The organism is Microbacterium timonense (genome assembly GCF_900292075.1).
Taxonomy (GTDB): domain Bacteria; phylum Actinomycetota; class Actinomycetes; order Actinomycetales; family Microbacteriaceae; genus Microbacterium; species Microbacterium timonense.
This window is the reverse complement of record NZ_OLMV01000002.1, coordinates 693,885-718,811: the sequence shown is the minus strand read 5'-3', so window position 1 is coordinate 718,811 and position 24,927 is coordinate 693,885. Positions and strand designations below refer to the sequence as shown.

Genomic DNA, 24,927 nt, shown 5'->3' with positions numbered 1-24,927 from the left:
CGCGGTGGCGGCACAATGGTCCTCATGCGCGTCGTGGACGGACATCTGCACCTGTGGGACCCCGGGGTTCTGACCTACGAATGGCTCGAGGGTCCGCTGCTCCGATCTTTCGGACCGGAAGACCTCGATGAGGCCGTGGCGGAGGGCCCTGACGCGGCGTACGGGTTCGTCTTCGTCCAGGCCGACTGCCTGCCCGAGCAGTCCATCGCCGAGGTGGACTGGGTCGCCTCCCTAGCACCGCGCGTGGCGCTGCGCGGCATCGTGGCGCACGCCCCGCTCGAAGACCCGCGGGCCACGGAGGCGCACCTGGCCGCGTACGCCGAGCGGCCTCTCGTGGTCGGAGTGCGTCGGCTGCTGCAGTCCGAGCCGGCCGGGTTCGCCGCAGCGCCGGGGTTCCGCGACGGTGCGCGCGCGGTGGCATCCGCCGGCCTCGTCTTCGACGCCTGCGTGCGCTGGCAGCAGCTGCCCGACGTCGTCGACCTCGCCGACGCGGTGCCCGAGCTCACCATCGTGCTCGACCACCTGGGCAAGCCCGAGGTGGGAACGGCGCAGGCGCCGGATCCGGCCGACGGCACCCCGTGGGCCGAGTCGCTGCGCGACCTGGCCCTGCGGCCGAACGTCGTGTGCAAGCTCTCGGGGCTGCCGGCCGAGGCCCAGGGGGAGTGGACCGACGCGCAGCTGCGACCGTTCCTCGACGTCGCCCTGGACGCTTTCGGACCCGATCGGCTGCTGTTCGGCGGCGACTGGCCCGTCTCGACGCCCTACGGCCGGTGGGTCGACGCCGTGTCGTCGTGGCTGGCGGATCGTGTCGGCGACCACCACCAGCGCGCGGTGCTCGCCGAGAACGCCGAGCGCGTGTACGACCTGCGCTGAGCGGTCAGGACTGCGCCGGACGCAGCCGCAGCCCCGACATCCCGCCGTCGACCTCGATGTAGGTGCCCGTGGTGGAGCCGGATCGTGGGCTCACCAGGTACAGCACGGCGCCGGCGACCTCGTCGGCCGACACCAGCCGGCCATGCGGCTGCCGAGCCTCGAGCGCGGCGCGCTCGGCCGCGGGGTCCGGGGCCGTCGAGAGCAGGCGGCCGACCCACGGCGTGTCGGCCGTCCCCGGGTTGACGGCATTGACCCGGATGCCCTCGCGCAGGTGATCGGCCGCCATCGCGCGCGTCAGCGACAGCACGGCGCCCTTGGATGCGCTGTACAGCGCCCGCTGCGGAAGGCCGGCGGTCGCCGCGATCGACGAGGTGTTGCAGACCGCGGCCGACGGCGACTGCCGCAGCCACGGCAGTGCCGCCGCCGTGACGCGGGCGATGCCGGTGACGTTGACGGACAGGACGCGCGCCCACTCGTCGTCGTCGTTGGCGGCGATGTCGCCCTGCGCGCCGATGCCGGCGTTGTTCACGAGGATGTCGATGCGGCCGAACCTCCCGGCGACGTCGGCGACGGCGCGCTCCACGCCGGCACGGTCCGACACGTCGGCGGCCACGGCGGTGAAGCGCGGGTCGGCGCCCGACGGGTCGCGGTCGAGCACGGCGACCTGCGCACCCTCGTCAGCCAGCGCGGCGGCGATCGCCGCGCCGATGCCCGATGCTCCGCCGGTCACGATGGCGACGAGGCCCTCCAGCTGTGCGCTCATCGGGTCGCCTCCCACGCCACGAACTCCTGTCGCTGCGCGCCCAGACCCTCGATCTCGATGTCGACCACATCGCCCGGGGCGAGATACGGGAAGCGTCCGGAGAGGGCGACCCCCTGCGGCGTCCCGGTGAGGACGAGGTCGCCCGGCTCGAGAGTGAGGAACTGCGACAAGTGCCACACGATGTGGTCGACCGGGAAGATCATGTCGGCCGTCGACGAGTCCTGACGCGGCTCGCCGTTGACACGGCTCTGCAGCCGCAGCGCCTGCGGGTCGACCTCGTCCGGGGTGACCAGCCAGGGGCCCGTCGGGTTGAAGCCGGGGGCGCACTTGCCCTTGGACCACTGGCCGCCCGAGATCTCGAGCTGGAAGGTTCGCTCAGAGATGTCGTTGGCGGTGACGTACCCGGCGATGTGCGCGGCCGCGTCGGCCGGCGAGTCGAGGTACGAGGCCTGCCGGCCGACCACGATGCCGAGCTCCACCTCCCAGTCCGTCTTCTCGCTGCCGCGGGGAATGGTCACGGTGTCGTTCGGACCGACGACCGTGTTGGGGGTCTTCAGGAACATGACCGGCACGCTGGGCGGCGTGGCGCCGGACTCGGCGGCATGGGCGGCGTAGTTCATGCCGATGCAGACGACGGCCCCGGGCCGCGCGATCGGCGCGCCGATGCGCAGGGCGCCCGCGCCTTCGAGCTCGGGAAGCGAACCGGCCGCGAGAGCCGCGGCGGTGCGGCCGACGGGGTCGTCGGCGAGGAAGCGTCCGTCGACGTCGGATGTGATCGGACGCAGATCGAGGTGCCGATCGCCGTCCAGGACGACGGGGATCTCGCTACCGGGCTCGCCGAGGCGCGCGAACTTCATGGCTCTCCTGAATTGTCGAGGCGGGGCGTCGTCGATGCCGTCACGGCCCGCGGGCGTGATTGACAGTATAGACATCGGATGTTTACACTTCGAGCGGCTCGAACCCCCGAGCCGTGACCGCAGGAGACCACCCCGTGAGCCGCATCGTCGCCTTCGAGACGACAGACATCCGATTCCCCACGTCCCTCAGTCTCGACGGCTCGGACGCGATGAACCCCGACCCCGACTACTCGGCGGCCTACCTGCGCATCGTGACGGATGCCGCGGACGGCGTCGACGGCCACTCCTTCGTCTTCACGATCGGCCGGGGCAATGACGTGCAGGTCGCCGCCCTCGACACCCTCGCCGGCCACTTCGTCGGACGCGACATCGAGCCGCTCCTCGACGACATGGGTGCGACGAACCGCGAGCTCATCGGCGACTCGCAGCTGCGATGGCTCGGCCCCGAGAAGGGCGTGATGCACATGGCCATCGGGGCGGTGATCAACGCGCTGTGGGACATCAAGGCCAAACGGGCCGGGCTGCCGCTGTGGCAGCTGCTCTCCCGTATGAGCCCTGAAGAGATCGTGGGACTCGTCGATTTCCGGTACCTCACGAACGCGCTCACGCCCGACGATGCGCTGCGCATCCTGCGCGATGCGGAGCCCGGTCGCGCCGCCCGCGAGCAGCAGCTCCTGGAGACCGGCTATCCGGCGTACACCACCAGCCCGGGGTGGCTCGGTTACTCGGACGAGAAGCTGACGCGGCTGTGCCGTGAGGCGATCGCCGACGGCTTCGGTCAGATCAAGCTCAAGGTGGGCGCCGACCTCGACGACGACATCCGGCGCTTCCGCGTGGCGCGCGAGGTGTGCGGGCCGGACTTCCCGATCGCGATCGACGCGAACCAGCGCTGGGAGGTCTCGGAGGCCATCCGATGGGTGGGCGCGCTCGCCGAATTCCGGCCCGCGTGGATCGAGGAGCCGACCAGCCCCGACGACGTGCTGGGGCACGCCGAGATCGCGCGCGGCGTGGCGCCGCTGCGGGTCGCCACGGGCGAGCACGCGCAGAACCGCGTGATCTTCAAGCAGCTGCTGCAGGCCGGCGCCATCGGCGTGATGCAGATCGACGCCGCGCGCGTCGGTGGCGTCAACGAGAACATCGCCAACCTGCTGCTGGCGGCCAAGTTCGGCGTGCCGGTGTGCCCGCACGCGGGCGGCGTGGGGCTGTGCGAAGCGGTGCAGCACCTGTCGATGTTCGACTTCATCGCCGTCAGCGGCAGCAGAGAAGGTCGCATGATCGAGTACGTCGACCACCTGCACGAGCACTTCGTCGTTCCCACCGACGTCCGCGGCGGCGTCTACGTCGCACCGCTGGCGCCCGGCGCCGGCATGGAGATGAAGGCAGAGAGCCGCGCCGCCTACGAGTTCGAGAGCGCGCATGTCGCGGCCTGAGGTCTCCGCGCTGACCCGGCTGGGGTACGGCGCCGCCAACGTCGGCAACCTCTTCCGGGAGCTGAGCGACGAGCAGGCGTGGGCGATCCTCGACGCCGCGTGGGAGAGCGGCATCCGCTACTTCGACACCGCCCCGCACTACGGGCTGGGCCTGTCCGAACGGCGGCTCGGCGCCTTCCTGCGCACCAAGCCTCGCGACGAGTTCGTGCTCTCGACGAAGGCAGGGCGGCTGCTGCGCCCGAACCCCGATGACGACGGCGGACTGGATCTCGCCTCCGACTTCCACGTGCGCACGACGGTCCGCCGCGAATGGGACTTCTCGGAGGCCGGGATCCGCGCGAGCCTGGATGAGTCGCTCGAGCGCCTCGGGCTCGACCGCGTCGACATCCTCTACCTCCACGACCCCGAGCGTCACGATCTCGAGCTGGCGCTGCAGGAGGCGTTCCCCGCGCTGGAGCGGCTCCGGGCCGAGGGGACGGTCGATGCCATCGGCATCGGCTCGATGACCGCGTCCGCGCTCGCCGCGGCGGTCGAGCGCGCCGATCTCGATCTCGTCATGATCGCGGGGCGCTACACGCTCCTCGAGCAGCCGGCGGCTGAGGCGGTGCTGCCGGCCTGCCACGAGCGCGGCACCGGCGTGGTGGCGGCATCCATCTTCAACTCGGGCCTGCTCGCGAAGGACGAACCGTCGCGCGAGGACCGGTACGAGTACGGACGGATGCCGGAGGAGCTGTGGGAGCGCCTGCAGCGGATCGTCGCCGTGTGCCGCGCGCACGACGTGCCGCTGCCGGCCGCCGCCGTGCAGTTCCCGCTGCGCGACCGCGCGGTGCGTTCGGTCGTCGTCGGCGGCAGCCGCCCCGAGCAGCTGCGCCGCAACGCGGAGCTCATGGCATTCGACATCCCGTCCTCGCTGTGGGACGATCTGGCGGCCGAACGCCTCATCCGCTGACGAAGGGACGCGCATGCTCGAGGGCATCAACCCGCTGCTGACGGGGGAGCTGCTGCTCCACCTGGATCGCATGGGCCACTCCGACGCGGTGGTCGTCGCCGACGCGCACTTCCCGGCGTGGGCGATCGGCGCGCGCGTCGTGGACCTGCCCGGCACCACGACACCCGAGGTCGTCTCGGCCGTGCGCTCGGTGCTGCCGCTGGACGACGCGCCCGCGCTGGACCTGATGGCCTCTGCCGACGGCGAGGTGCTGGAGGTCCAGCGGGAGCTCGCGGCTGCGGCGGGAACGGACAGCCCCCGTTACGTCGACCGCTTCGAGTACTACGAGCTCGCGAGAGGCGCCTACGTCATCGTGCGCACCGGCGAGACCCGCAAGTACGGCAACGCGCTTCTGCGCAAGGGCGTCGTCGGCCACCCGGCCGCGGACTGAGCCGAGCCGCGCTCAGTCGTTCAGGCCGAACAGATCCAGCGGGTGGGTCAGCCGCCACCACGGCGACGGGTCGGTGATGTCGGCCGCGAGCTCCAGGTCGACCGTGGTGTCATCCAGCGGCCCTGTCACCCCCAGCGAGCCGACGACGTCGCCGGCGTCGCGGCTGTCGCCCAGGTGGTAGGTGGTCTCCACCGTGCCGGTGCGCCCGTTCCAGAGGATGACGGAGGCGTCTTCGGAGGTCACGATGTCGACCTCGTCGCCCCACAGCGTCTCGACGACGCCGGCGACGGTGCCGGCGGCCACCGACGGCTTCAGCTGCAGCTCCTGCTCCATCTGCGCGTAGAGGGCGCGGGATGCCGCCAGACGGCTCTCGTCATCCGGCTGGCCGAGCACCGAGGCATAGAGGCGCACCGTCGTGTCGCCGATCGTCACGTCCTTCGCCGAGAGCAGGTTCCAGGCATCCAGCGTGCCGGTCTTCACCCCCACCACTCCCGGGTCGGCGAGCAGACCGTTGGTGTTCTCGACGTGACCGGCCCCCGGAAGGTCCACCGACTGCTTCGCGACGATCTCGGCGATCACCGGATGGGCCAGTGCCTTCTGCGCAAGCGTCACGAGCGCCTCGGGACTGGCGGTGTTGCGCGGGTCCATCCCGGTCGGCTCGTACACGGTGATCCCGGGCACACCGTGCGACGACAGCCATGCGTTCGCCGCCGACGCGTAGACGGCATCCGAGGGCCAGATGGTCTGCGCGAGCCGGTCCGCGTAGTTGTTGGCAGACCCGACCAGCATGCCCTCGAGCATCTGGTACTGGGTGAGCGAGCCGTTCACGGGCACGTCCAGCGCGGATTCGCCGTCGCTGCGGTACTGCCAGTAGCGGGACCGGTCGGCGGAGGTGAAGCGGAACTCCGGTCCCTGCTCGCCCGGCCCCAGCGGCATCTCCTCGAGCACGGCGAGCGCGGTGACCACCTTGGTGATGCTGGCGATGGCGTCCGGATCGGCGCTGGAGGCCAGCGTGCCGGGCATGCCGGCGACGGCCTCTGCCGCGCTGCCCTGGGCCGGCCACGCGGGCGCCGCGGCAGGTGCGGCGATCGGCTGCACCTCGACGGCGGTGACGGTGGGGGCGACCGCGTGCAGCGGCCACAGCAGCGTGGTCCCGGCGTACGCGCCGACGAGCCCGGCGATGACGAGGGTCGGCACGATCACGCCCGCGCGCAGCGGCGAGCGACGCGGGGCGTCGGCGAGGAGGTCTGACTCCACCGTGACGTACGGCATCGAAGCGGCGGCGAGATCGCCCGGCGCGCCCGCGCGGCCGACGCGGCTCTCGTCCACCCAGGCCAGCGCCACCCGGCGAGCGGACGCCGGCGCGGGGGCGTCGTCGGGCTGCGGCAGCAGTCCGCCCCCGATCGACAGCGAGGGGTCGGGGGCCGGCTCGTACTGCGGCACCGTCGGGGCGGCGGCCGTCTCGGCGTCGACGAGCGCCCCGGTCACGGTGTTCGACGGTGCGGGCACCGCCACGGCGTCCGGGATCGTGAGGATGCCGGGGTCCGGGGCATCCGTCCCGACGGCGGCCGGAACGGCACCCGTCTGCGCCCGGCGCGCACGGCGCGTCGGGGCGGGGGCGTCGTCGACGGTCACCCGCTCAAGATACCCCGCCATCGCGGCGGGTATACTCAACGCCACAACCACGGGAGTCCGGTGAGCCGGGCTGAGAGGAAGCGACCCACGCTTCGACCGTCGAACCTGATCCGGATCATGCCGGCGCAGGGAGGAGTACTCATGCACGCGTCCACGTCCGCATCCACGTCGGAGAAGACCGCCTCGCAGACGCCGTCGAGACGCCTGCGCTGGCGTGTCGTCGACATCGTCGTCGCCGCGGTGCTCGGCGTCGCGATCGGCCTGGTCTTCTGGGCCTGGAACACCGTCGGATACGCCTGGTTCATCGCCATGGACGGTCTCACGCCGGGCCTCGGCGGACTCGCGGCCGGCATGTGGCTGATCGGCGGCGTCGTCGGCGGCCTCGTCATCCGCAAGCCCGGTGCCGCCCTTCTCGTCGAGGTGATCGCCGCCATCGTCTCGATGCTCATCGGCAACGTGTGGGGCGTCTCGACCCTGCTTTCCGGGCTCGTGCAGGGCCTCGGCGCGGAGCTGGTCTTCGCGATCTTCCTGTACCGCCGGTTCACGCTCCCGGTCGCGATGCTCGCCGGCGCCGGCGCCGGCATCGGCGCGTGGGTCTTCGAGCTCTTCTACGGCAGCTCGCCCAACATCCTCAAGACGCTCGAGTTCAACGCCATCTATCTCGTCTCGCTCATCGTCTCGGGCGCGGTGCTGGCCGGTGTGGTGGGGTGGCTGGCCGTGCGCGCACTCGCCGCAACCGGCGCGCTCAGCCGCTTCGCGGCCGGACGCGAAGCGCGCCGCGAGGTCTGACGATGCCGGGCACCCGTCCCGCCCGCATCACCGCGGCGGGCTGGGGATGGCGCTACGCCGGCCGGCGTGCGTCGGCGGTCCGTGACGTCTCGTTCACGATCGAACCGGGGGAGCGCGTGCTGCTGCTCGGCGCCTCTGGGGCCGGCAAGTCGACGCTCCTGGCCGGCATGGCGGGCCTTCTCGGCGGGGCCGATGAAGGGGACGAGACCGGCACCCTCCTCATCGACGGCGAGCGGGCGGAGGCTCATCGGGGTCGCGTGGGCCTCGTCCTGCAGGACCCGGACTCCGGCGTCGTGCTGTCGAAGGTCGGCGACGACGTCGCGTTCGGGTGCGAGAACCTGGGCGTGCCGGCTCCCGAGATCCCCTCGCGCGTCGCGGAAGCGCTCGATGCCGTCGGCCTCGACGTGCCGCTGCACCGGCCCACGAAGGCGCTCTCGGGCGGGCAGAAGCAGCGCCTCGCGCTCGCCGGGGTGCTCGCCATGCGACCGGGCGTGCTGCTGCTGGACGAGCCCACCGCGAATCTCGACCCCGAGGGGGTGCGCGAGGTGCGGGCGAGCATCGAGCGGGTGCTCGCTGAAACCGGAGCGACACTCGTCGTCATCGAGCACCGGACCGCCGTGTGGGCCGACCTGATGGACCGCGTCCTCGTCGTGGGCGCGGAGGGCGGGCTTCTCGCCGACGGCCCGCCGGCCGAGGTGTTCGCCCGGCACGGCGCCGAGCTCGCGGCCGCGGGCGTCTGGGTGCCCGGCCAGCCGGTCGATCTGCCGGTGGCGGCGCCGGCCCGCGCCGGCGGCGAGGCGGCGGTCGCGACATCCGCGCTCTCGATCTCCCGTGACGGGCGCACCATCGTGCGCGCGGGGCTCGACGTACGCGTGCCGCGCGGGACGGCCACGATCGTCACGGGCCGCAACGGCGCCGGCAAGTCGACGCTCGCGCTGACCCTCGCGGGGCTGCTGCCCGAGGCGGGCGGCGAGGTGATCGCCGCGCCCGAGCTCGCCGGACGATCCGGCCGCCGCCCGTCGCGCTGGACGTCGCGGGAGCTGCTGACGCGCATCGGCACGGTCTTCCAGGAGCCCGAGCACCAGTTCCTGGCGCAGACCGTGCGCGAGGAACTCGCCATCGGCCCGCGATCCCGCGGCGTCGACCCGGCGGCCGTGGACGCGATCGTCGGGGAGCTGCTCGAGCGGCTCCACCTCGCCCCGCTCGCCGCCGCGAACCCCTTCACGCTCTCGGGCGGGCAGAAGCGCCGGCTCTCGGTCGCGACGGTGCTCGCCGATGCGCCGCCGGTGATCGTGCTCGACGAGCCGACGTTCGGTCAGGATCGTCGCGGCTGGATCGAGCTCGTGCAGCTGCTGCAGTCCGAGATCGCGGCGGGCACGACGATCGTCGCCGTCACGCATGACGAGGACGTCCTGCGCCACCTCGGCGGCCATCGCATCGACCTCGGCGCGCCGGCTGCGCTGGGAGTGGCGTCGTGAGCGCCGTACGAGCCGGCGCCGCACGAGCCGACGCCGGTCCCGTCGACGCGGTCGACGGGAGCCGGGGCGCCTGGCTCGACGGGGTCAACCCGGTGACCAAGATCGTGCTCGCGCTGCTGCTGTCCGTGCCGCTGTTCGCCTCGATCGACATCACGAGCGCGCTGGCCGCGATCGCGTTACAGCTCGCCTGCCTTCCGCTGACCGGCCTCGCCCTCGCAACGGTGCTGAAGCGGATGCTGCCCATCCTGCTGTTCGCCCCGGTCGCGGGCGTCAGCATGCTGCTGTATGCGGAGCCCGGTGGGACCGTCTACTGGTCGTTCTGGTACGCCACCGTCAGCGACGACTCGATCGTCCTCGCCGTCGCGGTGTGCCTCCGCGTGCTGGCGCTGGCGCTGCCGACCATCCTGCTGTTCGGGCGCACCGACCCGACGGCGCTCGCCGACGCGCTCGCGCAGGTCGCCAAGCTGCCGTCGCGCTTCGTGCTCGGGGTGCTCGCCGGCACGCGGACCCTCGGCCTCTTCCTCGACGACTGGCGCAGCATGCAGCTCGCGCGTCGCGCCCGCGGAGTCGGTGACACCGGCGCGATCCGGCGCTTCTTCTCGATGGCGTTCGTGCTGCTGGTGTTCGCCGTGCGCCGCGGCACGAAGCTCGCGATGGCGATGGAGGCACGGGGATTCGGCTCGGGAATCCCGCGGACGTGGGCGCGGGAGTCCCGCCTGCACCCTCGTGACCTGGTCGCGCTGCTCGGCGGCACAGCCATCATGGCTCTCGCGATCGGCGCGGCCGTAGCGGCCGGCACCTTCCGCTTCGTCTGGTCCTGAGGGGATCAGTCGGCTGCGACGAGCCGCTCGTACGCAGGCTGCAGCGCCGGGAAGTAGTCGCTCCATTCGACGGTGCCGACATCGACGTCGGCTTGGGCGGCGACGAGGCGGTCGAGGTAGTACTCCCACCCCGGCCCGATCGAGCCGACGTCGTCACTGGGATTCAAGCGCTGCCCGAACGTCAGCACGGTGTCGCCCGGGGAGTCCTCCGCCAGCTCGAACCACAGGTGCCACGAGCCGCCGTCCTGCGAGGTGTCGCCGGCGAAGCGCCGCGGCCGGTCGCACTCGAGGATGGTGTATTCCTCGGGCGCGGCATCCTGATCCTCCGCCGTCATGTAGAAGGTGACATGTCCCGACGCGGGGTCGCCTTCCCACCGGCCGATCCAGCGCTCGAGGCGCTCGGACTCGGTGAGCTCGCGCCAGACCTCGTCGGCGCTGGCACGGAAGCGCCGGAGGATCACGAGGTTCGGATGCCCGTCGATCTTGCAGACGGTGCCGGTGATGTCGGTCATGTCGCGTTCCACAGGTCCCGGTAGTACGACAGGCGCTCGCGGTCGGGCTCGATCCCGTACGCCTCGATGAGGGCGTCCTCCCATCCCTCGCCATAGTCCCATGCCGTCGACATCGACGCCACGGCGATGTCGGCCCAGCGGTCGCCGATGCCGAGCGTTCCGAGGTCCACGTGCCCGACCCACCGCCCGTCGTCACCGATGAGGGTGTTGGGGCAGCAGGCGTCGGCGTGGCACACCACGAGCCGGTCGATCGGCGGTGGCTCGTGCAGCGCGTCGGGGACCTGGATGCCGCGCCTGGCCGCGTTGGCGATCCTCGACGGCACTGTCCAGTCGAACGGGCAGTCCGCCACCGGGAGCGCATCGTGCAGCGCCCGCAGGCCCTCACCTACGGCGCGGACGGCGGTCGCGGCATCCGCGATCCACCGCGGGTCGACCGCAGACAGCCCGGGAAGCGCCGCCGTCACCAGGTATTCGTGCGTGTCGTCGCCGCCCAGTTCAAGCACTCTCGGCACCCGGATGTACGACCCGGCCCACTTCAGCCGGGCGGCTTCGCCCGCGAACGAGGACTCGGCGTTGCGGGCGCCGTACTTGATGTAGCGCCCGTCGTCGGTGCGGAACGTCAGGCCGCCGTAGTCATTCCGCCACACCGGGGTGAGGGTAGCGCCGCGTGCGAGCTCTTCGACGGCGTCGGGAACGGTCACGGGTTCGACGGGGATCGACACGCCCCCATCCTGCCCGATCGCCCGAACCGTCAGGCTTCGAGCGCGTCGCGCAGGATGAGCGCGTGGTTGTGCTCCTCGTCGGCCACGGCATGCAGCAGTGTCACGACGGCATGGCCGGCCAGTTCCGCGCGCAGCGACGCGACGGCTGTCTTCGCGGGTCCGGCCAGCTCGGCGCGGTAGGCCGTCTCGAAGTCCTGCCACGACATGCCGTCGTGGTGGAACGCCTTGCGAAGATCCGCCGAGGGCGCGACCTCCTTGGCCCACAGATCCAGCGCAGCCCGTTCCTTCGAGAGACCGCGTGGCCAGAGCCGGTCGACGAGCACGCGGAAGCCGTCCTCGGGTGCGGGATCGTCGTACACGCGCTTGAGCCGGATCTGCATGCGCCCATCCAACCGCGTTCGCCCCGCCACGACTAGCCTGGGCATGCCGGCCGCGTTCCTGCTGGAACTGAGTGCCGCGTATGCTGATACGCGGTTTCGTCGCGCGGACTTCGAAGGAGAATCCATGGACCTACGGGATGCCTCGGCACTGGTCACCGGCGGTGCCAGCGGTCTGGGCCTTGCCACGGCACGGCGGCTCGCCGAGGCGGGCGCGGCCGTGACCGTCGTCGACCTGCCCTCGTCCGCGGGCGCGGACGTGGCGGCGCAGCTCGGCGGCTCGTTCGCCGCGGCGGACGTGACCGATCCGGAGCAGGTGGCTGCCGCCGTCGCCACAGCCGCGGAATCCGGTCCCCTTCGCGTCGTCGTGAACTGCGCCGGCATCGCGCCGCCGGCCAAGGTGCTCGACCGGGACGGCAACCCTTCGCCGCTGGACGGGTTCGAGCGGATCGTCCGGGTGAACCTCATCGGCACCTACAACGTCATCTCGCAGGCGGCGGCGGTGATGTCTCGGGCCGAGCCGGCGCCGGACGGCGATCGCGGCGTCATCGTCAACACGGCGAGCGTCGCGGCGTTCGACGGTCAGATCGGGCAGCCCGCGTACTCCGCGTCGAAGGGCGGCGTGCACGCGATGACCCTGCCCATCGCCCGCGAGCTGGCCCACTACGGCATCCGGGTGGTGACGATCGCCCCCGGAATCATGGAGACCCCGATGCTGGCCTCACTGCCCCAGGCGACCCAGGATTCCCTCGGTCAGCAGGTGCCCTACCCGCAGCGGCTCGGCACGCCCGACGAATACGCGCGGCTGGTCGTGGCGATCGTCGACAACGGCTACCTCAACGGCGAGACGATTCGCCTCGACGGCGCGATCCGCATGGCGCCGAAGTGAGCGGAGAGCCCGGCATGAGCGATTCGATCCTCGTCACCCGCGACGGCGCACTGGCGCGTGTCACCTTCAACCGTCCGGCCACTCTCAACGCCATGGGCTTCGAGATGGGCCGGCGCTGGCGCGATGTCGCGCACGAACTCACGGCGGACGACTCGGTCGGCGCCGTGATCCTGGATGCCGCGGGCCCGGCCTTCTGCGCCGGCGGCGACGTGCGCGAGATGGCGACGTCGGCGGCCACCGGCGCCGAGGTCACCGGTGCCGCGCAGACCATTCACGACGGCATCCGCACGTTCGTGGAGTCCGACAAGCCGATCGTGGCGGCCGTGCAGGGCGCTGTGGCCGGCGGTGGCCTGGGGCTCATGCTCACGGCCGACTACATCGTCGCCTCGGACCAGGCGCGGTTCGTCAGCAAGTACGCCAACATCGGGCTCACCCCCGATCTCGGCGTGTCCACTCTGCTGCCCGCCGCGGTCGGCCAGCGCCGCGCGCTGCAGCTGCTGCTGCAGGACCTCACGATCGACGCGCCCACCGCCCTCGACTGGGGCCTGGTGACCGAGGTCGTCGCGGCGGCGGATGTGGCGTCCCGTGCCGAGGCGGTCGCCCGGTTCTGGCTCGCAGGCGCCACCGCGGCCTTCGGACAGGCCAAACGTCTGGTGCGCACGGGCGCGGGCCGGTCGTTCGCCGAGAACCTCGACGATGAAGCAGCCTCGATCGGCGCCCGCTTCGACACCGAAGAGTCCAAGGTGCGCGTGGCGGCCTTCGCCGCAGCATCCGCCAAGTCCCGTTCCTGACCCCCCATCGCCCCGCCCGCCCCCGCCGGCCAGAAGCAATGCATGTCCCAGTTTCTGCTGATCCGGGCCCCGTGAACAGCAGAAATCGGGACACGAACCCGGGAAATCGGGACATCAACAACGGAGGAAGACAGTGACCGAATCGACGGATGCCGCGCCCCTCGCCGGCAAGACGATCCTGATGTCGGGCGGCAGCCGTGGCATCGGTCTGGCCATCGCGCTGCGCGCGGCGCGCGACGGCGCCAATGTGGCGCTGCTGGCCAAGACCGACACGCCCCATCCCAAGCTCGAAGGCACGGTCCACACGGCGGCGGAGCAGATCCGGCAGGCCGGCGGCCAGGCGCTGCCGATCGTCGGCGACGTGCGCAACGACGACGACGTCACCGAGGCCGTGCTCACGACCCAGGGCGAGTTCGGCGGCATCGACATCGTCGTCAACAACGCGTCGGTGATCGACCTGTCGCGTTCGCTCGACCTCGCCGCGAAGAAGTACGACCTCATGCAGGACGTCAATGTGCGCGGCACGTTCCTGCTCTCCCGCGCCGCGGTGCCGATCCTGAAGGATGCCGCGAACCCGCACATCCTGTCGCTCTCGCCGCCGCTCAACCTGTCGCCGAAGTGGCTCGGAGCCCACACCGGGTACACCCTGGCGAAGTACGGCATGACGATGGCGACGCTCGGCCTTGCCGCCGAGTTCGCCGACGCCGGGATCGCCGCCAACACGCTGTGGCCGCGCACGACGATCGCGACGGCGGCGGTGCAGTTCGCGCTCGGCGGCGACCGCATGATGAAGGCGAGCCGGACGCCCGAGATCTACGCCGACGCCGCGTACGAGGTCGTCACGAAGCCGTCGCGCGAGTACACCGGCCAGACCCTCATCGTCGAGGACGTGCTGGAGGCGGCGGGCGTCACCGACTTCGCACGCTACGCCGCCGTGCCCGGCACGCCGGACTCGGCGCTGTTCCCCGACATCTTCCTGGACTGATACGCCTCAGACGAGGCCGAGGCGTCGGAACGCGTTGGCGATGCCGTCATCCAGCACGTCCGTGGTGACGAAGTCGGCCAGCTCCTTCAGCTCGGGCCGCGCGTTTCCCATCGCCACGGCCACCCCGCACACGCCGAACATCTCGACGTCGTTCCAACTGTCGCCGACGGCGATCGCGTCGGCGGGGTCGATCCGCAGGTGCTGCAACAGGAGCTCGATGGCCGACCCCTTCGTGGTGTCGCGTTCGTTGATCTCGCCGTTCGAGCCGCCGGGCAGCGGCATGCTTCCGGGCACCACGAGGAACTCGTCGCCCAGGTCTTCCCGCAGCTCCTCGATTCCGTCCTCGTGGTCGCTGACGAACACCGCCTTGTCGATGCGGCTGAGATCGGCCTCGTCGATGCCGGGAAAGGTGCGCTGCGCCAGACCCACCAGGGAGTCCTCCGGTCGCACCTCCTCGCCGGCGGCGGCACGGGCATCCAGCGCCGCCGCGTAGTCCCTCATGAGCTCGGCCATGCCGTCGCTGGCGTACACCCCATCGCGGGTCTGGAGGAAGTAGTGGATGCCTCGCCCATCCAGCGCGCCCAGGAGCCGCTTCGTCGCCTGCGGGGTCAGGGGACGGTCGACGACCACATCGTCACCGGAGGTGACGAGCGCCCCGGAGTTGGTCACCGCCCCGTCGAAGCCGATCTCGGCGACCCGCGGGTGGATGTCGGCGGCCGAGCGGCCCGTGCTGAGGTAGACCAGGTGCCCCGCAGCGCGAGCCGCGCGGATGGCGGGGCCGGTCGAGGGCGCGACGTGCGAGCCGTGCTCCAGGATCGTGCCGTCCACGTCGAGGAAGACGATGCGCCGGCGCATCAGTGCCTGTTCCCGCTGACGAGCATCACACCGCGAGCCTAGCCGTGCGCCCCGCCGGTCAGCGGCTTGCGCAGGAACACCTGCTCGGTGCCGTCGTCGCCGGGCACCCGCTGCGTCTCGACGTATCCCTCGCGCTCGTACAGGCGCAGGTTCGCCTCGCTGAGCGAGCCGGTGAACAGCTCCGCCTCGGTGGCTCCTGCCTCCGCTCCGCGCCGTTCCACGGCGGCGAGCAGGGTTGTGCCGATGCCCTCGCCGGCGCGGTCCGGGGCGATCGCGATCCGGCCCACCAGCAGCAGCTCGCCATCCAGCCGTGCCCGCACCGCGCCGACCATCCGCGCACCGTCGAGCGCCACGCATCCGATGTTCTCCTGCAGTTCGGACTCGACCTCCTCGAGGGTCTGCGTGAGCGGCGGCATCTCGGGCGAGCCGTAGATGAGGGCCTCCTGCACGAATGCCGCCCGCTGCAGCGTCATCACCTCGCCCGCGTCCTCGGGCCGGATGGGTCGTACCGTCACATCGCTCACGCGGCCACGCTAGCCCGCGATGCCTGTCGCCATCGCGGGCTTGACTCGCGGGGCATGGTCTGGTGGCTCGTCTCGGGGATCGGTGTTGCCGACATGAGGGAGCGTGCCGGAATGCGGACGCATCGGCGCCCGGCGGCCCTCGTCTCGGCATCCGTCCTCATCTCGGCGCGCGGGCCCGGGCGGCCCGGCGCTGCGCGCGCCGCCGGCATCGGCATCCGTCCAGGCGGGTCCCCTACCCTGGAACCCATGACCGATTCGCCCGTGCGCACCACGAAGCCACGCCAGGTGCGTCCGGCGACGGAGGGGTGGACGCAGAAGAAGGATGCCGAGGGCCGGCCTCTCCTGCAGTTCGCCAGCCCGAAGCGCGGCAAGCCGCCCGTGCACCTCGCCGACTTCACGCCGGAGCAGCGCGTGGAGAAGGTGAAGGAGCTCGGGCTGCCGGGATTCCGCGCCAAGCAGCTGGAGAAGCACTACTTCCAGCACTGGACCCACGACCCGGCCGAGATGACGGACCTTCCCGCTGAGGGTCGCGAGGAGTTCGTGCACGGGATGCTGCCGCCGCTGCTCACCGAGGTGCGGCGCCTGGAGACCGACCGCGGCGACACCATCAAGTTCCTGTGGAAGCTGCACGACGGCGCCCTCGTCGAGTCGGTGCTCATGCGGTACCCGGGTCGCATCACGCTGTGCGTGTCGTCGCAGGCCGGCTGCGGCATGAACTGCCCGTTCTGCGCGACCGGCCAGGCCGGGCTCACCCGCAACATGTCGGCCGCCGAGATCGTCGAGCAGGTCGTGCGCGCCAACCGCCTCATCGCCGACGGCGGGCTGGGTGGCAAGAAGAAGGACGACCACTCCGCCGAGCGCGTGTCGAACATCGTCTTCATGGGCATGGGCGAGCCGCTGGCCAACTACGCCCGCGTCATGCAGGCGGTGCGGGTGATGACCGACAAGCAGCACGGCCTGGGGATGAGCGCCCGCGGCATCACCGTGTCGACCGTCGGGCTCGTGCCGGCGATCACGAAGCTCGCCGACGAGGACATTCCCGTGACCTTCGCGCTGTCGCTGCACGCGCCCGACGACAAGCTGCGCGACGAGCTCATCCCGGTGAACTCACGCTGGAAGGTCGACGAGGCCCTCGACGCGGCGCGCGCCTACTTCGACAAGACCGGCCGCCGCGTCTCGATCGAGTACGCGCTCATCAAGGACATGAACGACCACGGCTGGCGCGCCGATCTCCTTGCCGAGAAGCTCAACGCCCGCGGTCGCGGCTGGGTGCACGTGAACCCGATTCCGCTCAACCCGACGCCGGGATCGATCTGGACCGCGTCCGAGGTGGCGGTGCAGAACGAGTTCGTGCGCCGTCTCAACGACGCGGGCATCCCGACGACCCTCCGCGACACCCGCGGCAAGGAGATCGACGGCGCCTGCGGCCAGCTGGTCGCGACCGAGGAGGACGCGGCCGTCGCCGCCGTGACGCCCCTCGAGGCGTGACCGGCGGCGGCAGGACACACCTGTCGCACAGGTTGCGTTGCCTATGGTGTGCGGATGTCTTCTTACTCCGCGCATCGGCCGGGACGGTTCGGCTCCGACGGCCGCATCGAGTTCGAGACGGACGGCGATCAGACCGAGGAGCTGTACCTCGATGACGTGCGCGCCTCGCCGCGCGCAGACCGGCCGCACGACGCCGCCGATGGTCCCGAGGACCCGTTCCCGGTGACCCGCGACCTCCTCGACGACGCCCTGGCCATGAACCAGACGCAGCCTGCGATCGGCGAGTGGGGCGCGGCCGACGAGCCGGTCGGCCCCGACGAGCCCGCCGAAGCGGCATCCGTCGTCCCTCCGGTGAGGTCGAAGCGCGCGCCGCGCCGTCGCCGCCGCGGCTCGACGTGGCGCCGGCTCGCCGTCCTCGGCGGGGCCGACGGCTCGGTGCTGGACCAGGTGCCCACCGAGACGCCGCGGTTCGTGCAGATGTTCTTCGTGCTGGCCGGCACCGCCCTGGTCTCGGCGATCTCGATGTACTTCGCGCTGACCACCGGCGTGCGGATCCTCGCGTGGCTCGCGCTTCCGCTGGCGGTGGTGTGGGCCCTCATCATCTTCAATCTCGACCGCTTCCTCACCTCCACGATGCGCTCGACGCACAGCGTCGGACGGCTGATCGGCCTCGCCATCCCCCGGGTCATCATGGCCGCGGTGATCGGGATCGTGGTGGCCGAGCCGCTCGTGCTGCAGGTGTTCCACAACGACATCGCGCGGGAGGTCACCGCGACGAACCTGGTGCAGGCGCAGTCGGATCAGGATGCCGTCACCGACGGTCCGGAGAAGCAGGCGCTGGATGCCGCGAGCGAACGCGTCGCGGCCCTGGAGAGCCAGGCGGCCAGCGGCGTCGTGGCGGGCGCCGACACGACCTCGGCTGCCGCGTCCTCGGCGCAGGCGACGGTGGACGACCTGACCGCGAAGCTCGCCGCGCAGCAGCAGGTGATCGACCAGGCGCGGGCCATCTACCAGTGCGAGCTCACCGGCCAGGGTGCGGGGGAGGTCCCCGGCTGCAGCGGTGTCGCGGGCGAGGGCGCCAGTTCCGGTGCCGCCCAGGACCAGCTCGCCGCGGCCCAGGCCGCGTACGACGACCTCGCGGCGCAGCTGACGACCGCGCAGGCGGATCTGGCCGCCGCGCAGGCGGCCGGCACCGCGGATGCCGGCGCCGCCGAAGCGCGGAACAAGCAGCAGGCGCGGGACGAGCTTCCTGCGGCCCGCACCCAGTACCAGGCGGCGCTGGACGCCTACAACGCGCGGGCCTCGGAGGTGGCGTCCGGCAACGCCGGGGCGGTGGGCCTTCTCAGCCAGATCAGCGGCCTGGAGCGTCTGTCGGCCCGCGAGCCGACGCTCGCCTGGGCGCACTGGCTCATCGCAGGGCTGTTCTTCATGATCGAGCTGCTGCCCGTGCTGGTGAAGGTGCTGACGAGCTACGGCGACCCGTCCCTGTACGAGCAGGCCGACGCGCTCCGACGGCAGGTGGCGCTGGACCGTGTCACCGCCCGCAGCTGGCGTGAGCGCGCCGACATCGCTCAGGGCGCAGAGGCGTGACACCGGGGCGAAAGCGGCGGTGACGGCGAGCCCTGATCTCCCCGGGTCTGGCGCGCACGCGATATATCGTGTTACAGTGACCGGCGGGTGCTCCGGGAATCGCGCCCGCATCCGTTTCCGCTCTCGGTGAACGTGACTGCCGTCATGTCGGCGGCTCGTGCGAGGGTGGAGAACACCTTCAGAAACCGCAACGGCGGGGCTTCGGCATGGCCTCGTTGCGGCCTCGCCTTGTCTGGGAGAATTCGTGCTCGCCAAACTCCTCGTCCGCTATCTCAAACCGTCCGGGTGGCTGCTGCTCGGCGTGCTGCTTTTCCAGTTCGCCTCCGCCCTGGCATCGCTCTACCTCCCGAGCCTGAACGCCGACATCATCGACAACGGCGTCTCCAAGGGCGACACCGAGTACATCTGGCGCACCGGCGTCTTCATGCTCACCGTGTCGCTCGGCCAGATCGTGGCCTCGATCATCGCGACCTACTTCGCCGCCCGCGCGGCGATGAAGCTCGGCCGCGACATCCGCGACGACATCTTCCAGCGCGTCTCCGCCTTCTCCGAGCGCGAGGTCACCGGATTCGGCGCCGGCTCGCTCATCACCCGCAACACCAACGACGTGCAGCAGGTGCAGATGCTGGCGATGATGGCGGCCACGTTCCTCGTGACCGCGCCCCTCCTCGCCATCGGCGGAGTCATCCTCGCCATCGAGCAGGCCTCGAGCCTGGCGTGGATCATCGCCGTCGCGGTCCCGGTGCTGCTGATCGTCGCGGGCATCGTCATCGCGCGCATGGTTCCGCTCTTCCGCAGCTACCAGGGCAAGCTCGACGGCGTGAACCGCGTCATGCGGGAGCAGCTGACCGGCATCCGGGTCATCCGCGCCTTCGTGCGCGAACCGATCGAAGAGGAGCGCTTCCGCGGCGCCAACACCGACATCATGGTCGTCGGCCGCAAGGTCGGGTCGCTCTTCGTGCTCCTTTTCCCGGCCGTGATGCTGATCCTCAACGTCACCGTCATCGGCGTGATCTGGTTCGGCGGCATCCAGGTCGACGCCGGCGACATCCAGATCGGCACGCTGTTCGCCTTCATGCAGTACGTCATGATCATCCTGTCGGGTGTGATGATGGCCAGCTTCATGACGCTGATGATCCCGCGCGCGGCCGTGTCGGCCGAGCGCATCGGCGAGGTGCTCGGCACGCAGTCCACGCTGCAGCGTCCCGCCGCGGCGACCGCCGACTTCCCGACGCCGGGCACCGTGGAGTTCCGTGACGTCACCTTCACGTACCCGGGCGCCGAGCACCCCATCCTGTCGAAGATCAGCTTCCGCGCCGACCCGGGCGAGACCGTCGCGATCGTCGGCTCCACCGGCGCCGGAAAGACCACGCTCGTGTCGCTCATCCCGCGCCTGTTCGACGTGACCGACGGGGTCGTGGCCGTGGGCGGCGTCGACGTGCGCGAGGCCGACCTCGACGCGCTGTGGGGCTCGATCGGCCTGGTGCCGCAGCGCCCCTTCCTGTTCTCGGGCACGATCGCCTCCAACCTGCGGTTCGGTCGTGAGGACGCCTCCGACGCCGACCTCTGGCGCGCCCTCGAGATCGCGCAGGCCAGTGACTTCGTCAGTCAGATGGAGGGCGGCCTCGATGCGCCGATCTCGCAGGGGGGAACGAACGTGTCGGGCGGCCAGCGTCAACGCCTAGCCATCGCGCGAGCCATCGTTCACGACCCGCGCGTGCTCGTTTTCGACGACTCCTTCTCGGCGCTCGACCTGACCACCGACGCCCGGCTGCGGCAGGCGCTGTGGCGGGAACTGCCGGACGTGACGAAGATCGTCGTCGCGCAGCGCGTCTCCACCATCACCGACGCTGACCGCATCGTCGTCCTGGACGACGGCGGCATCGTGGGGCTCGGAACCCACGAACAGCTGCTCGAGACGAGTCAGACCTATCGCGAGATCGTCGAATCCCAGCTCGGAGCGGAGGTCGCCCGATGAGCACCGAAAAGCAGTCCCGCACCGAGAAGTCCACGCGCCGCGGCAGGGTCCGCGGGGCGGTGGCCGAGCTGAGCCCGGAGGAGAAGCTCGAGATCGAACTCGGCGAGCAGGCGCGCATCGCGGCCGACGACTGGAGCGGAGCCGTCGCTCCCGGCAAGGCGGCCCACTTCGGGCCCTCCTTCCGCCGCCTCATCGGCCTGCTGAAGCCGCACGCCGTCGCGTTCACCCTCGTCTCGCTGCTGGGCGCGATCGGCGTCGTGCTCGCCGTGCTCTCGCCCAAGGTGCTGGGTGAGGCGACGAACATCCTGTTCGAAGGCGTCGTCTCAGCGATGGCGCCGGCGGGGACCACGCAGGCACAGGTCGTGGCCGGGCTCGAGGCCCAGGGGCAGCAGGATCTCGCCAACATCGTGGCGGCCATGGAGAACTTCACGCCCGGCGCGGGGGTCGACTTCATGGCGCTCAGCCGCGTGCTGCTCATCGTGCTGGTGCTGTACTTCTCCTCGTCGCTGCTGATGTGGCTGCAGGGCTATGTGATCAACGTCATCATGGTGCGGGTCATGTGGCGACTGCGCGAAGACGTCGAGGCGAAGATCAACCGCCTGCCGCTGCGCTACTTCGACCGTGTGCAGCGCGGTGAGCTCATCTCGCGCGTGACCAACGACATCGACAACATCACGCAGATGATGCAGCAGTCGCTGTCGCAGGCGCTGACCGCCGTGCTCACGGTCGTCGGCGTGCTCATCATGATGCTGTCGATCTCGTGGCAGCTGACGCTCGTCGTGCTGGTCAGCTTCCCGCTCATGGGCGTGCTGTTCGGCGTCATCGGGCCGCGTTCGCAGAAGGCGTTCGGCATCCAGTGGCGCAAGGTCGGCCGCCTCAACGCGCGCGTCGAGGAGTCGTTCTCGGGGCACGCGCTCGTCAAGGTGTTCGGTCGCGAGGAGGCCTCGCGCGAGGCGTTCCGCGCCGAGAACGAGGAGCTGTACCAGGCGTCCTTCAAGGCCCAGTTCCTCTCGAACATCATGATGCCCGCGATGATGTTCATCGGGAACCTGACCTACGTCGGCATCGCGGTGTTCGGAGCCCTCATGGTCGCCGGTGGCCAGCTGCGCCTGGGCGACGTGCAGGCCTTCATCCAGTACTCCCAGCAGTTCACCCAGCCCCTGTCGGAGCTCGGCGGGATGGCCGCGGTGGTGCAGTCGGGCACGGCGTCGGCCGAACGCGTGTTCGAGCTGCTCGACGAACCGGAGCAGGAGCCCGACGCGGCCGATGCCCCGGCGCCGGTCGAGGGCGACGGCACGATCGAGTTCCAGGATGTGGCGTTCTCGTACACGCCGGAGCGTCCGCTCATCCACGACCTGTCGTTCCGGGTCGAGCCCGGGCAGACGGTCGCGATCGTCGGTCCGACCGGCGCGGGCAAGACGACGCTGGTGAACCTGCTGATGCGGTTCTACGAGTTGGACGGCGGGCGCATCCTGTTGAACGGGCAGGACATCGCGCAACTCACACGTCGCGACATCCGGTCCAAGACGGGCATGGTGCTGCAGGACCCGTGGCTGTTCGCAGGCACCATTCGCGAGAACATCCGGTACGGGCGGGCCGACGCCACCGACGAGGAGATCCTCGCGGCGGCCAAGGCGACGTACGTCGACCGGTTCGTGCACTCGCTGCCCGACGGCTACGACACGCTCCTCGACGAGGACGCCTCGAACATCTCGGCCGGCGAGAAGCAGCTCATCACGATCGCCCGCGCCTTCGTGGCGCAGCCGTCGGTGCTGATCCTCGACGAGGCGACGAGCTCGGTCGACACCCGCACCGAGCTGCTGCTGCAGCACGCGATGGCGGCCCTGCGCGAGGGGCGCACCTCGTTCGTGATCGCCCACCGTCTGTCGACCATCCGCGACGCCGACCTGATCCTGGTGATGGAGAACGGCGGCATCGTCGAGAAGGGCACGCATGACGAGCTGATCGCTGCGCAGGGTGCGTACTTCCGCCTCTACAACTCGCAGTTCGAGCAGGCCGCGACCGACCTCGACGAGGAAGCCCGCGCCCTCGCCGACGCTTCGGCCGCCGGTGCGCCCGACGAGCCGGGCGCCGACGAGGCGAGCGAGGACGTCACCGCACCTGTCCGCTGAGCCGGAAAGGATGCCGCGGCCCCCGCGCCCGGGGCCGCGGCATCCGTCTGCGAACCGAGAGGCGCAGGAAGGCCGATAGCGTTTTCTCATGGTCAACTACCGGTATCTCGGAAACAGCGGTCTCAAGGTCAGCGAGATCACCTACGGCAACTGGGTCACGCACGGCTCTCAGATCGACGACTCGGCCGCGATCGCGACCGTGCACGCCGCGCTCGACGCCGGCATCACGACATTCGACACCGCTGACGTGTACGCCAACACGCTCGCCGAGGAAGTGCTGGGGAAGGCGCTGTCGGGCCAGCGGCGCGAGTCGCTCGAGATCTTCACCAAGGTGTACTTCCCCACCGGTCCCAAGGGTGCCAACGACACCGGGCTCAGCCGCAAGCACATCCTCGAGTCGATCAACGGCTCGCTCCGCCGCCTCGGCACCGACTACGTCGACCTCTACCAGGCGCACCGCTTCGACTACGAGACGCCTCTCGAAGAGACCTTCCAGGCCTTCGCCGACGTGGTCCGCCAGGGCAAGGCGCTGTACATCGGTGTCTCCGAGTGGACGGCCGAGCAGCTGCGCGAAGGTCACGCGCTCGCCAAGAGCTACGGGGTGCAGCTGATCTCCAATCAGCCGCAGTACTCCGCGCTGTGGCGCGTCATCGAGGGCAAGGTCGTGCCGACCTCCGAAGAGCTCGGCATCTCGCAGATCGTCTGGTCGCCGATGGCGCAGGGCGTGCTGTCAGGCAAGTACCTCCCCGGCCAGCCGGTACCCGAGGGCTCGCGCGCGACGGACGAGAAGAGCGGCGCCGGCTTCATCGAGTCGTTCCTGCGTGACGACGTACTGGAGGCCGTGCAGCGGCTGAAGCCGATCGCCGAGCAGGCGGGCCTGACGATGCCGCAGCTGGCCATCGCCTGGGTGCTGCAGAACAAGAACGTCGCCTCCGCGCTGGTCGGGGCATCCCGTCCCGAGCAGCTGGCCGAGACGGTCAAGGCCTCGGGCGTCGTGCTCGACGCCGACACCCTGGCGGCGATCGACACCGCGCTGGGCGACGTGGTGTTCAGCGACCCCGAGGACACCTACCGCGTCTCCCCGAAGACCCGCCTGGTCTGATCGCGGTCCGCACGCCGAGATCATGGCCAAGACCACCAGCGCCGGCATCCTCCTCTACCGGATCGTCCCCGAACCCCAGGTGCTCATCGCGCACATGGGCGGGCCGTTCTGGGCGAGCAAGGATGCCGGCGCGTGGTCGGTGCCCAAGGGCGAGTACATCGAGGGGGAGGAGGGCGCGCTGGATGCCGCGCGCCGCGAGTTCCGCGAAGAGCTCGGCATCGATCCGCCCGAGCCGCCCTACGCCGAGCTCGGCACGTTTTCGTACTCGTCGGGCAAGCACGTCACAGTGTTCATTGCCGATGGATCGGACTTCTCGCTGGACGACCTGGAGTTCGGCGAGTTCGAACTGGAATGGCGCCCGCGCTCGGGGCGGACCGCACGCTTTCCCGAGGTCGACCGCGTCGAGTGGACCGGTCTGGACGCCGCGAGGGAACGGCTGGTGAAGGGTCAGCGGCCCGCGATCGACGCCCTCGAGAGGCACCTGGGCGAGGCGTCCACCAGCTGACGCCCCCGGTCTTGTGGGCACGCGGTCGGTGGCTACCGGGCTCTACGAGGGCACCACCGAGGGCTGACCGCCGCCGATTCGAGGAGATCTGCGGATCTGAGGAGATTGCGCGGCGAAACGTCCGCTGTTGCGCAGATCTCCTCGTGAAGCCGATGCCTCGATCGCCGCGTCGACCCCCGGCACGGCACCGAGCGAGAGGTCGCGCAGCGTCGGGTTCGCGCGGACGGCGGAGCCGACGGCACGGACGATCGCGACGGTGGACCGCGGGATCAGGCTCGTCGGGGCACCCGGCTCGAGGGCGGACGCGAGGGACGACAGCACCGGACGGAGGCTCTCGTCATGTGCTCGCGCGTCGTCGGACGCGATCCAGTCGAGGAAGTGCTGGATGGTCCAATCGGTACGAACTGGCCCGATCTGAGGGGACGCTGTGGCGTGTGAGTGGAGCATTGGAC

25 protein-coding genes and 1 riboswitch are annotated in these 24,927 nt (G+C 70.8%); of the genes, 16 read left to right on the top strand and 9 right to left on the bottom strand.

The features are described 5' to 3' along the window. The first annotated feature begins 24 nt into the window (after positions 1–24). Positions 25–873, top strand: coding sequence for an amidohydrolase family protein (locus C9992_RS09105; RefSeq protein WP_160150856.1), 849 nt, complete (start codon positions 25–27; stop codon positions 871–873). A gap of 4 nt (positions 874–877) precedes the next feature. On the opposite strand, the gene C9992_RS09100 is transcribed toward C9992_RS09105, so the two are convergent. Then, entirely contained in the window at positions 878–1,636 is a 759-nt protein-coding gene (locus tag C9992_RS09100; protein WP_106815352.1) for an SDR family NAD(P)-dependent oxidoreductase, read from the bottom strand. After that, the gene (locus tag C9992_RS09095) at positions 1,633–2,493 is read right to left on the bottom strand and encodes a fumarylacetoacetate hydrolase family protein (RefSeq protein WP_106815231.1); all 861 of its coding nucleotides are present in this window, start codon (positions 2,491–2,493) and stop codon (positions 1,633–1,635) included. Before C9992_RS09095 ends, C9992_RS09100 begins: the two co-directional genes overlap by 4 nt. Positions 2,494–2,627: 134 nt before the next feature. Between C9992_RS09095 and C9992_RS09090 the strand changes: the two genes are divergently transcribed. From C9992_RS09090 to C9992_RS09080, 3 genes are read left to right on the top strand one after another with little or no spacing between them, the layout of a single operon-like run. Further along, the gene (locus C9992_RS09090; protein ID WP_106815230.1) at positions 2,628–3,923 is read left to right on the top strand and encodes an L-fuconate dehydratase; all 1,296 of its coding nucleotides are present in this window, start codon (positions 2,628–2,630) and stop codon (positions 3,921–3,923) included. Then, positions 3,910–4,872 (top strand): aldo/keto reductase, encoded by a 963-nt coding sequence (locus tag C9992_RS09085; protein ID WP_106815229.1) that lies wholly within the window; start codon positions 3,910–3,912, stop codon positions 4,870–4,872. Before C9992_RS09090 ends, C9992_RS09085 begins: the two co-directional genes overlap by 14 nt. Before the next feature lie 13 nt (positions 4,873–4,885). Further along, a complete protein-coding gene (locus C9992_RS09080; RefSeq protein ID WP_106815228.1) occupies positions 4,886–5,302 on the top strand; it encodes an RbsD/FucU family protein in 417 nt (138 codons plus the stop codon). Between the two features lie 12 nt (positions 5,303–5,314). Here the strand turns inward: C9992_RS09080 and C9992_RS09075 are convergent, their stop codons facing one another. Further along, on the bottom strand, positions 5,315–6,937 hold the full coding sequence (locus tag C9992_RS09075) for a D-alanyl-D-alanine carboxypeptidase family protein (RefSeq protein WP_106815351.1): 1,623 nt from the start codon (positions 6,935–6,937) through the stop codon (positions 5,315–5,317). 39 nt (positions 6,938–6,976) lie between these two features. Then, positions 6,977–7,086: riboswitch (TPP riboswitch) on the top strand. On the opposite strand from C9992_RS09075, the gene C9992_RS09070 reads away from it, so the two are divergent. The 3 genes from C9992_RS09070 to C9992_RS09060 all read left to right on the top strand — a co-directional run bounded on the left by C9992_RS09070 (position 7,079) and on the right by C9992_RS09060 (position 10,025). Then, entirely contained in the window at positions 7,079–7,726 is a 648-nt protein-coding gene (locus C9992_RS09070) for an ECF transporter S component (RefSeq protein ID WP_106815227.1), read from the top strand. (Overlaps the previous riboswitch by 8 nt.) 2 nt (positions 7,727–7,728) lie before the next feature. After that, complete coding sequence (locus C9992_RS09065; RefSeq protein WP_106815226.1) at positions 7,729–9,204, top strand: ABC transporter ATP-binding protein; 1,476 nt, start codon at positions 7,729–7,731, stop codon at positions 9,202–9,204. Then, positions 9,201–10,025, top strand: a complete 825-nt coding sequence (locus C9992_RS09060) for an energy-coupling factor transporter transmembrane component T family protein (RefSeq protein WP_106815225.1) — start codon at positions 9,201–9,203, stop codon at positions 10,023–10,025. Before C9992_RS09065 ends, C9992_RS09060 begins: the two co-directional genes overlap by 4 nt. Before the next feature lie 5 nt (positions 10,026–10,030). Here the strand turns inward: C9992_RS09060 and C9992_RS09055 are convergent, their stop codons facing one another. From C9992_RS09055 to C9992_RS09045, 3 genes are read right to left on the bottom strand one after another with little or no spacing between them, the layout of a single operon-like run. After that, positions 10,031–10,537 (bottom strand): SRPBCC domain-containing protein, encoded by a 507-nt coding sequence (locus C9992_RS09055; protein WP_106815224.1) that lies wholly within the window; start codon positions 10,535–10,537, stop codon positions 10,031–10,033. Continuing rightward, positions 10,534–11,259 (bottom strand): aminoglycoside 3'-phosphotransferase, encoded by a 726-nt coding sequence (locus C9992_RS09050; protein WP_106815223.1) that lies wholly within the window; start codon positions 11,257–11,259, stop codon positions 10,534–10,536. Before C9992_RS09050 ends, C9992_RS09055 begins: the two co-directional genes overlap by 4 nt. Positions 11,260–11,288: 29 nt before the next feature. Then, positions 11,289–11,639: a DUF488 domain-containing protein gene (locus C9992_RS09045; protein ID WP_106815222.1), complete on the bottom strand. Its 351-nt coding sequence runs from the start codon at positions 11,637–11,639 to the stop codon at positions 11,289–11,291. Positions 11,640–11,763: 124 nt separating this feature from the next. Here C9992_RS09045 and C9992_RS09040 point away from each other — a divergent pair, with 124 nt between their 5' ends. From C9992_RS09040 to C9992_RS09030, 3 genes are all read left to right on the top strand, one after another. Next, on the top strand, positions 11,764–12,525 hold the full coding sequence (locus tag C9992_RS09040) for an SDR family NAD(P)-dependent oxidoreductase (protein ID WP_106815221.1): 762 nt from the start codon (positions 11,764–11,766) through the stop codon (positions 12,523–12,525). Between the two features lie 14 nt (positions 12,526–12,539). Next, the gene (locus tag C9992_RS09035; protein WP_106815350.1) at positions 12,540–13,316 is read left to right on the top strand and encodes an enoyl-CoA hydratase/isomerase family protein; all 777 of its coding nucleotides are present in this window, start codon (positions 12,540–12,542) and stop codon (positions 13,314–13,316) included. A gap of 133 nt (positions 13,317–13,449) precedes the next feature. Continuing rightward, complete coding sequence (locus C9992_RS09030; protein WP_200826272.1) at positions 13,450–14,301, top strand: SDR family oxidoreductase; 852 nt, start codon at positions 13,450–13,452, stop codon at positions 14,299–14,301. 6 nt (positions 14,302–14,307) lie between these two features. Here the strand turns inward: C9992_RS09030 and C9992_RS09025 are convergent, their stop codons facing one another. Together C9992_RS09025 and C9992_RS09020 are read right to left on the bottom strand one after the other, a co-directional pair. Continuing rightward, the gene (locus C9992_RS09025; protein WP_106815220.1) at positions 14,308–15,156 is read right to left on the bottom strand and encodes a Cof-type HAD-IIB family hydrolase; all 849 of its coding nucleotides are present in this window, start codon (positions 15,154–15,156) and stop codon (positions 14,308–14,310) included. 38 nt (positions 15,157–15,194) lie between these two features. Further along, positions 15,195–15,629, bottom strand: coding sequence for a GNAT family N-acetyltransferase (locus C9992_RS09020; protein WP_407662231.1), 435 nt, complete (start codon positions 15,627–15,629; stop codon positions 15,195–15,197). 297 nt (positions 15,630–15,926) lie between these two features. Here C9992_RS09020 and rlmN point away from each other — a divergent pair, with 297 nt between their 5' ends. The 6 genes from rlmN (at position 15,927) to C9992_RS08990 (ending at position 24,475) form a co-directional block, all read left to right on the top strand. Then, positions 15,927–17,168: a 23S rRNA (adenine(2503)-C(2))-methyltransferase RlmN gene (gene rlmN, locus C9992_RS09015; RefSeq protein WP_106815348.1), complete on the top strand. Its 1,242-nt coding sequence runs from the start codon at positions 15,927–15,929 to the stop codon at positions 17,166–17,168. Between the two features lie 54 nt (positions 17,169–17,222). Next, complete coding sequence (locus C9992_RS09010) at positions 17,223–18,758, top strand: DUF4407 domain-containing protein (RefSeq protein ID WP_106815218.1); 1,536 nt, start codon at positions 17,223–17,225, stop codon at positions 18,756–18,758. 244 nt (positions 18,759–19,002) lie between these two features. Then, on the top strand, positions 19,003–20,736 hold the full coding sequence (locus tag C9992_RS09005; RefSeq protein ID WP_106815217.1) for an ABC transporter ATP-binding protein: 1,734 nt from the start codon (positions 19,003–19,005) through the stop codon (positions 20,734–20,736). Next, entirely contained in the window at positions 20,733–22,868 is a 2,136-nt protein-coding gene (locus tag C9992_RS09000) for an ABC transporter ATP-binding protein (protein ID WP_235008140.1), read from the top strand. Before C9992_RS09005 ends, C9992_RS09000 begins: the two co-directional genes overlap by 4 nt. Before the next feature lie 88 nt (positions 22,869–22,956). After that, a complete protein-coding gene (locus C9992_RS08995; RefSeq protein ID WP_106815216.1) occupies positions 22,957–23,970 on the top strand; it encodes an aldo/keto reductase family protein in 1,014 nt (337 codons plus the stop codon). 22 nt (positions 23,971–23,992) lie between these two features. Continuing rightward, positions 23,993–24,475, top strand: a complete 483-nt coding sequence (locus C9992_RS08990) for an NUDIX domain-containing protein (RefSeq protein ID WP_106815215.1) — start codon at positions 23,993–23,995, stop codon at positions 24,473–24,475. A 42-nt stretch (positions 24,476–24,517) separates the two neighbouring features. Here C9992_RS08990 and C9992_RS08985 read toward each other — a convergent pair whose 3' ends face one another. Then, complete coding sequence (locus C9992_RS08985) at positions 24,518–24,922, bottom strand: hypothetical protein (RefSeq protein ID WP_106815214.1); 405 nt, start codon at positions 24,920–24,922, stop codon at positions 24,518–24,520. Positions 24,923–24,927 lie beyond the last annotated feature (5 nt).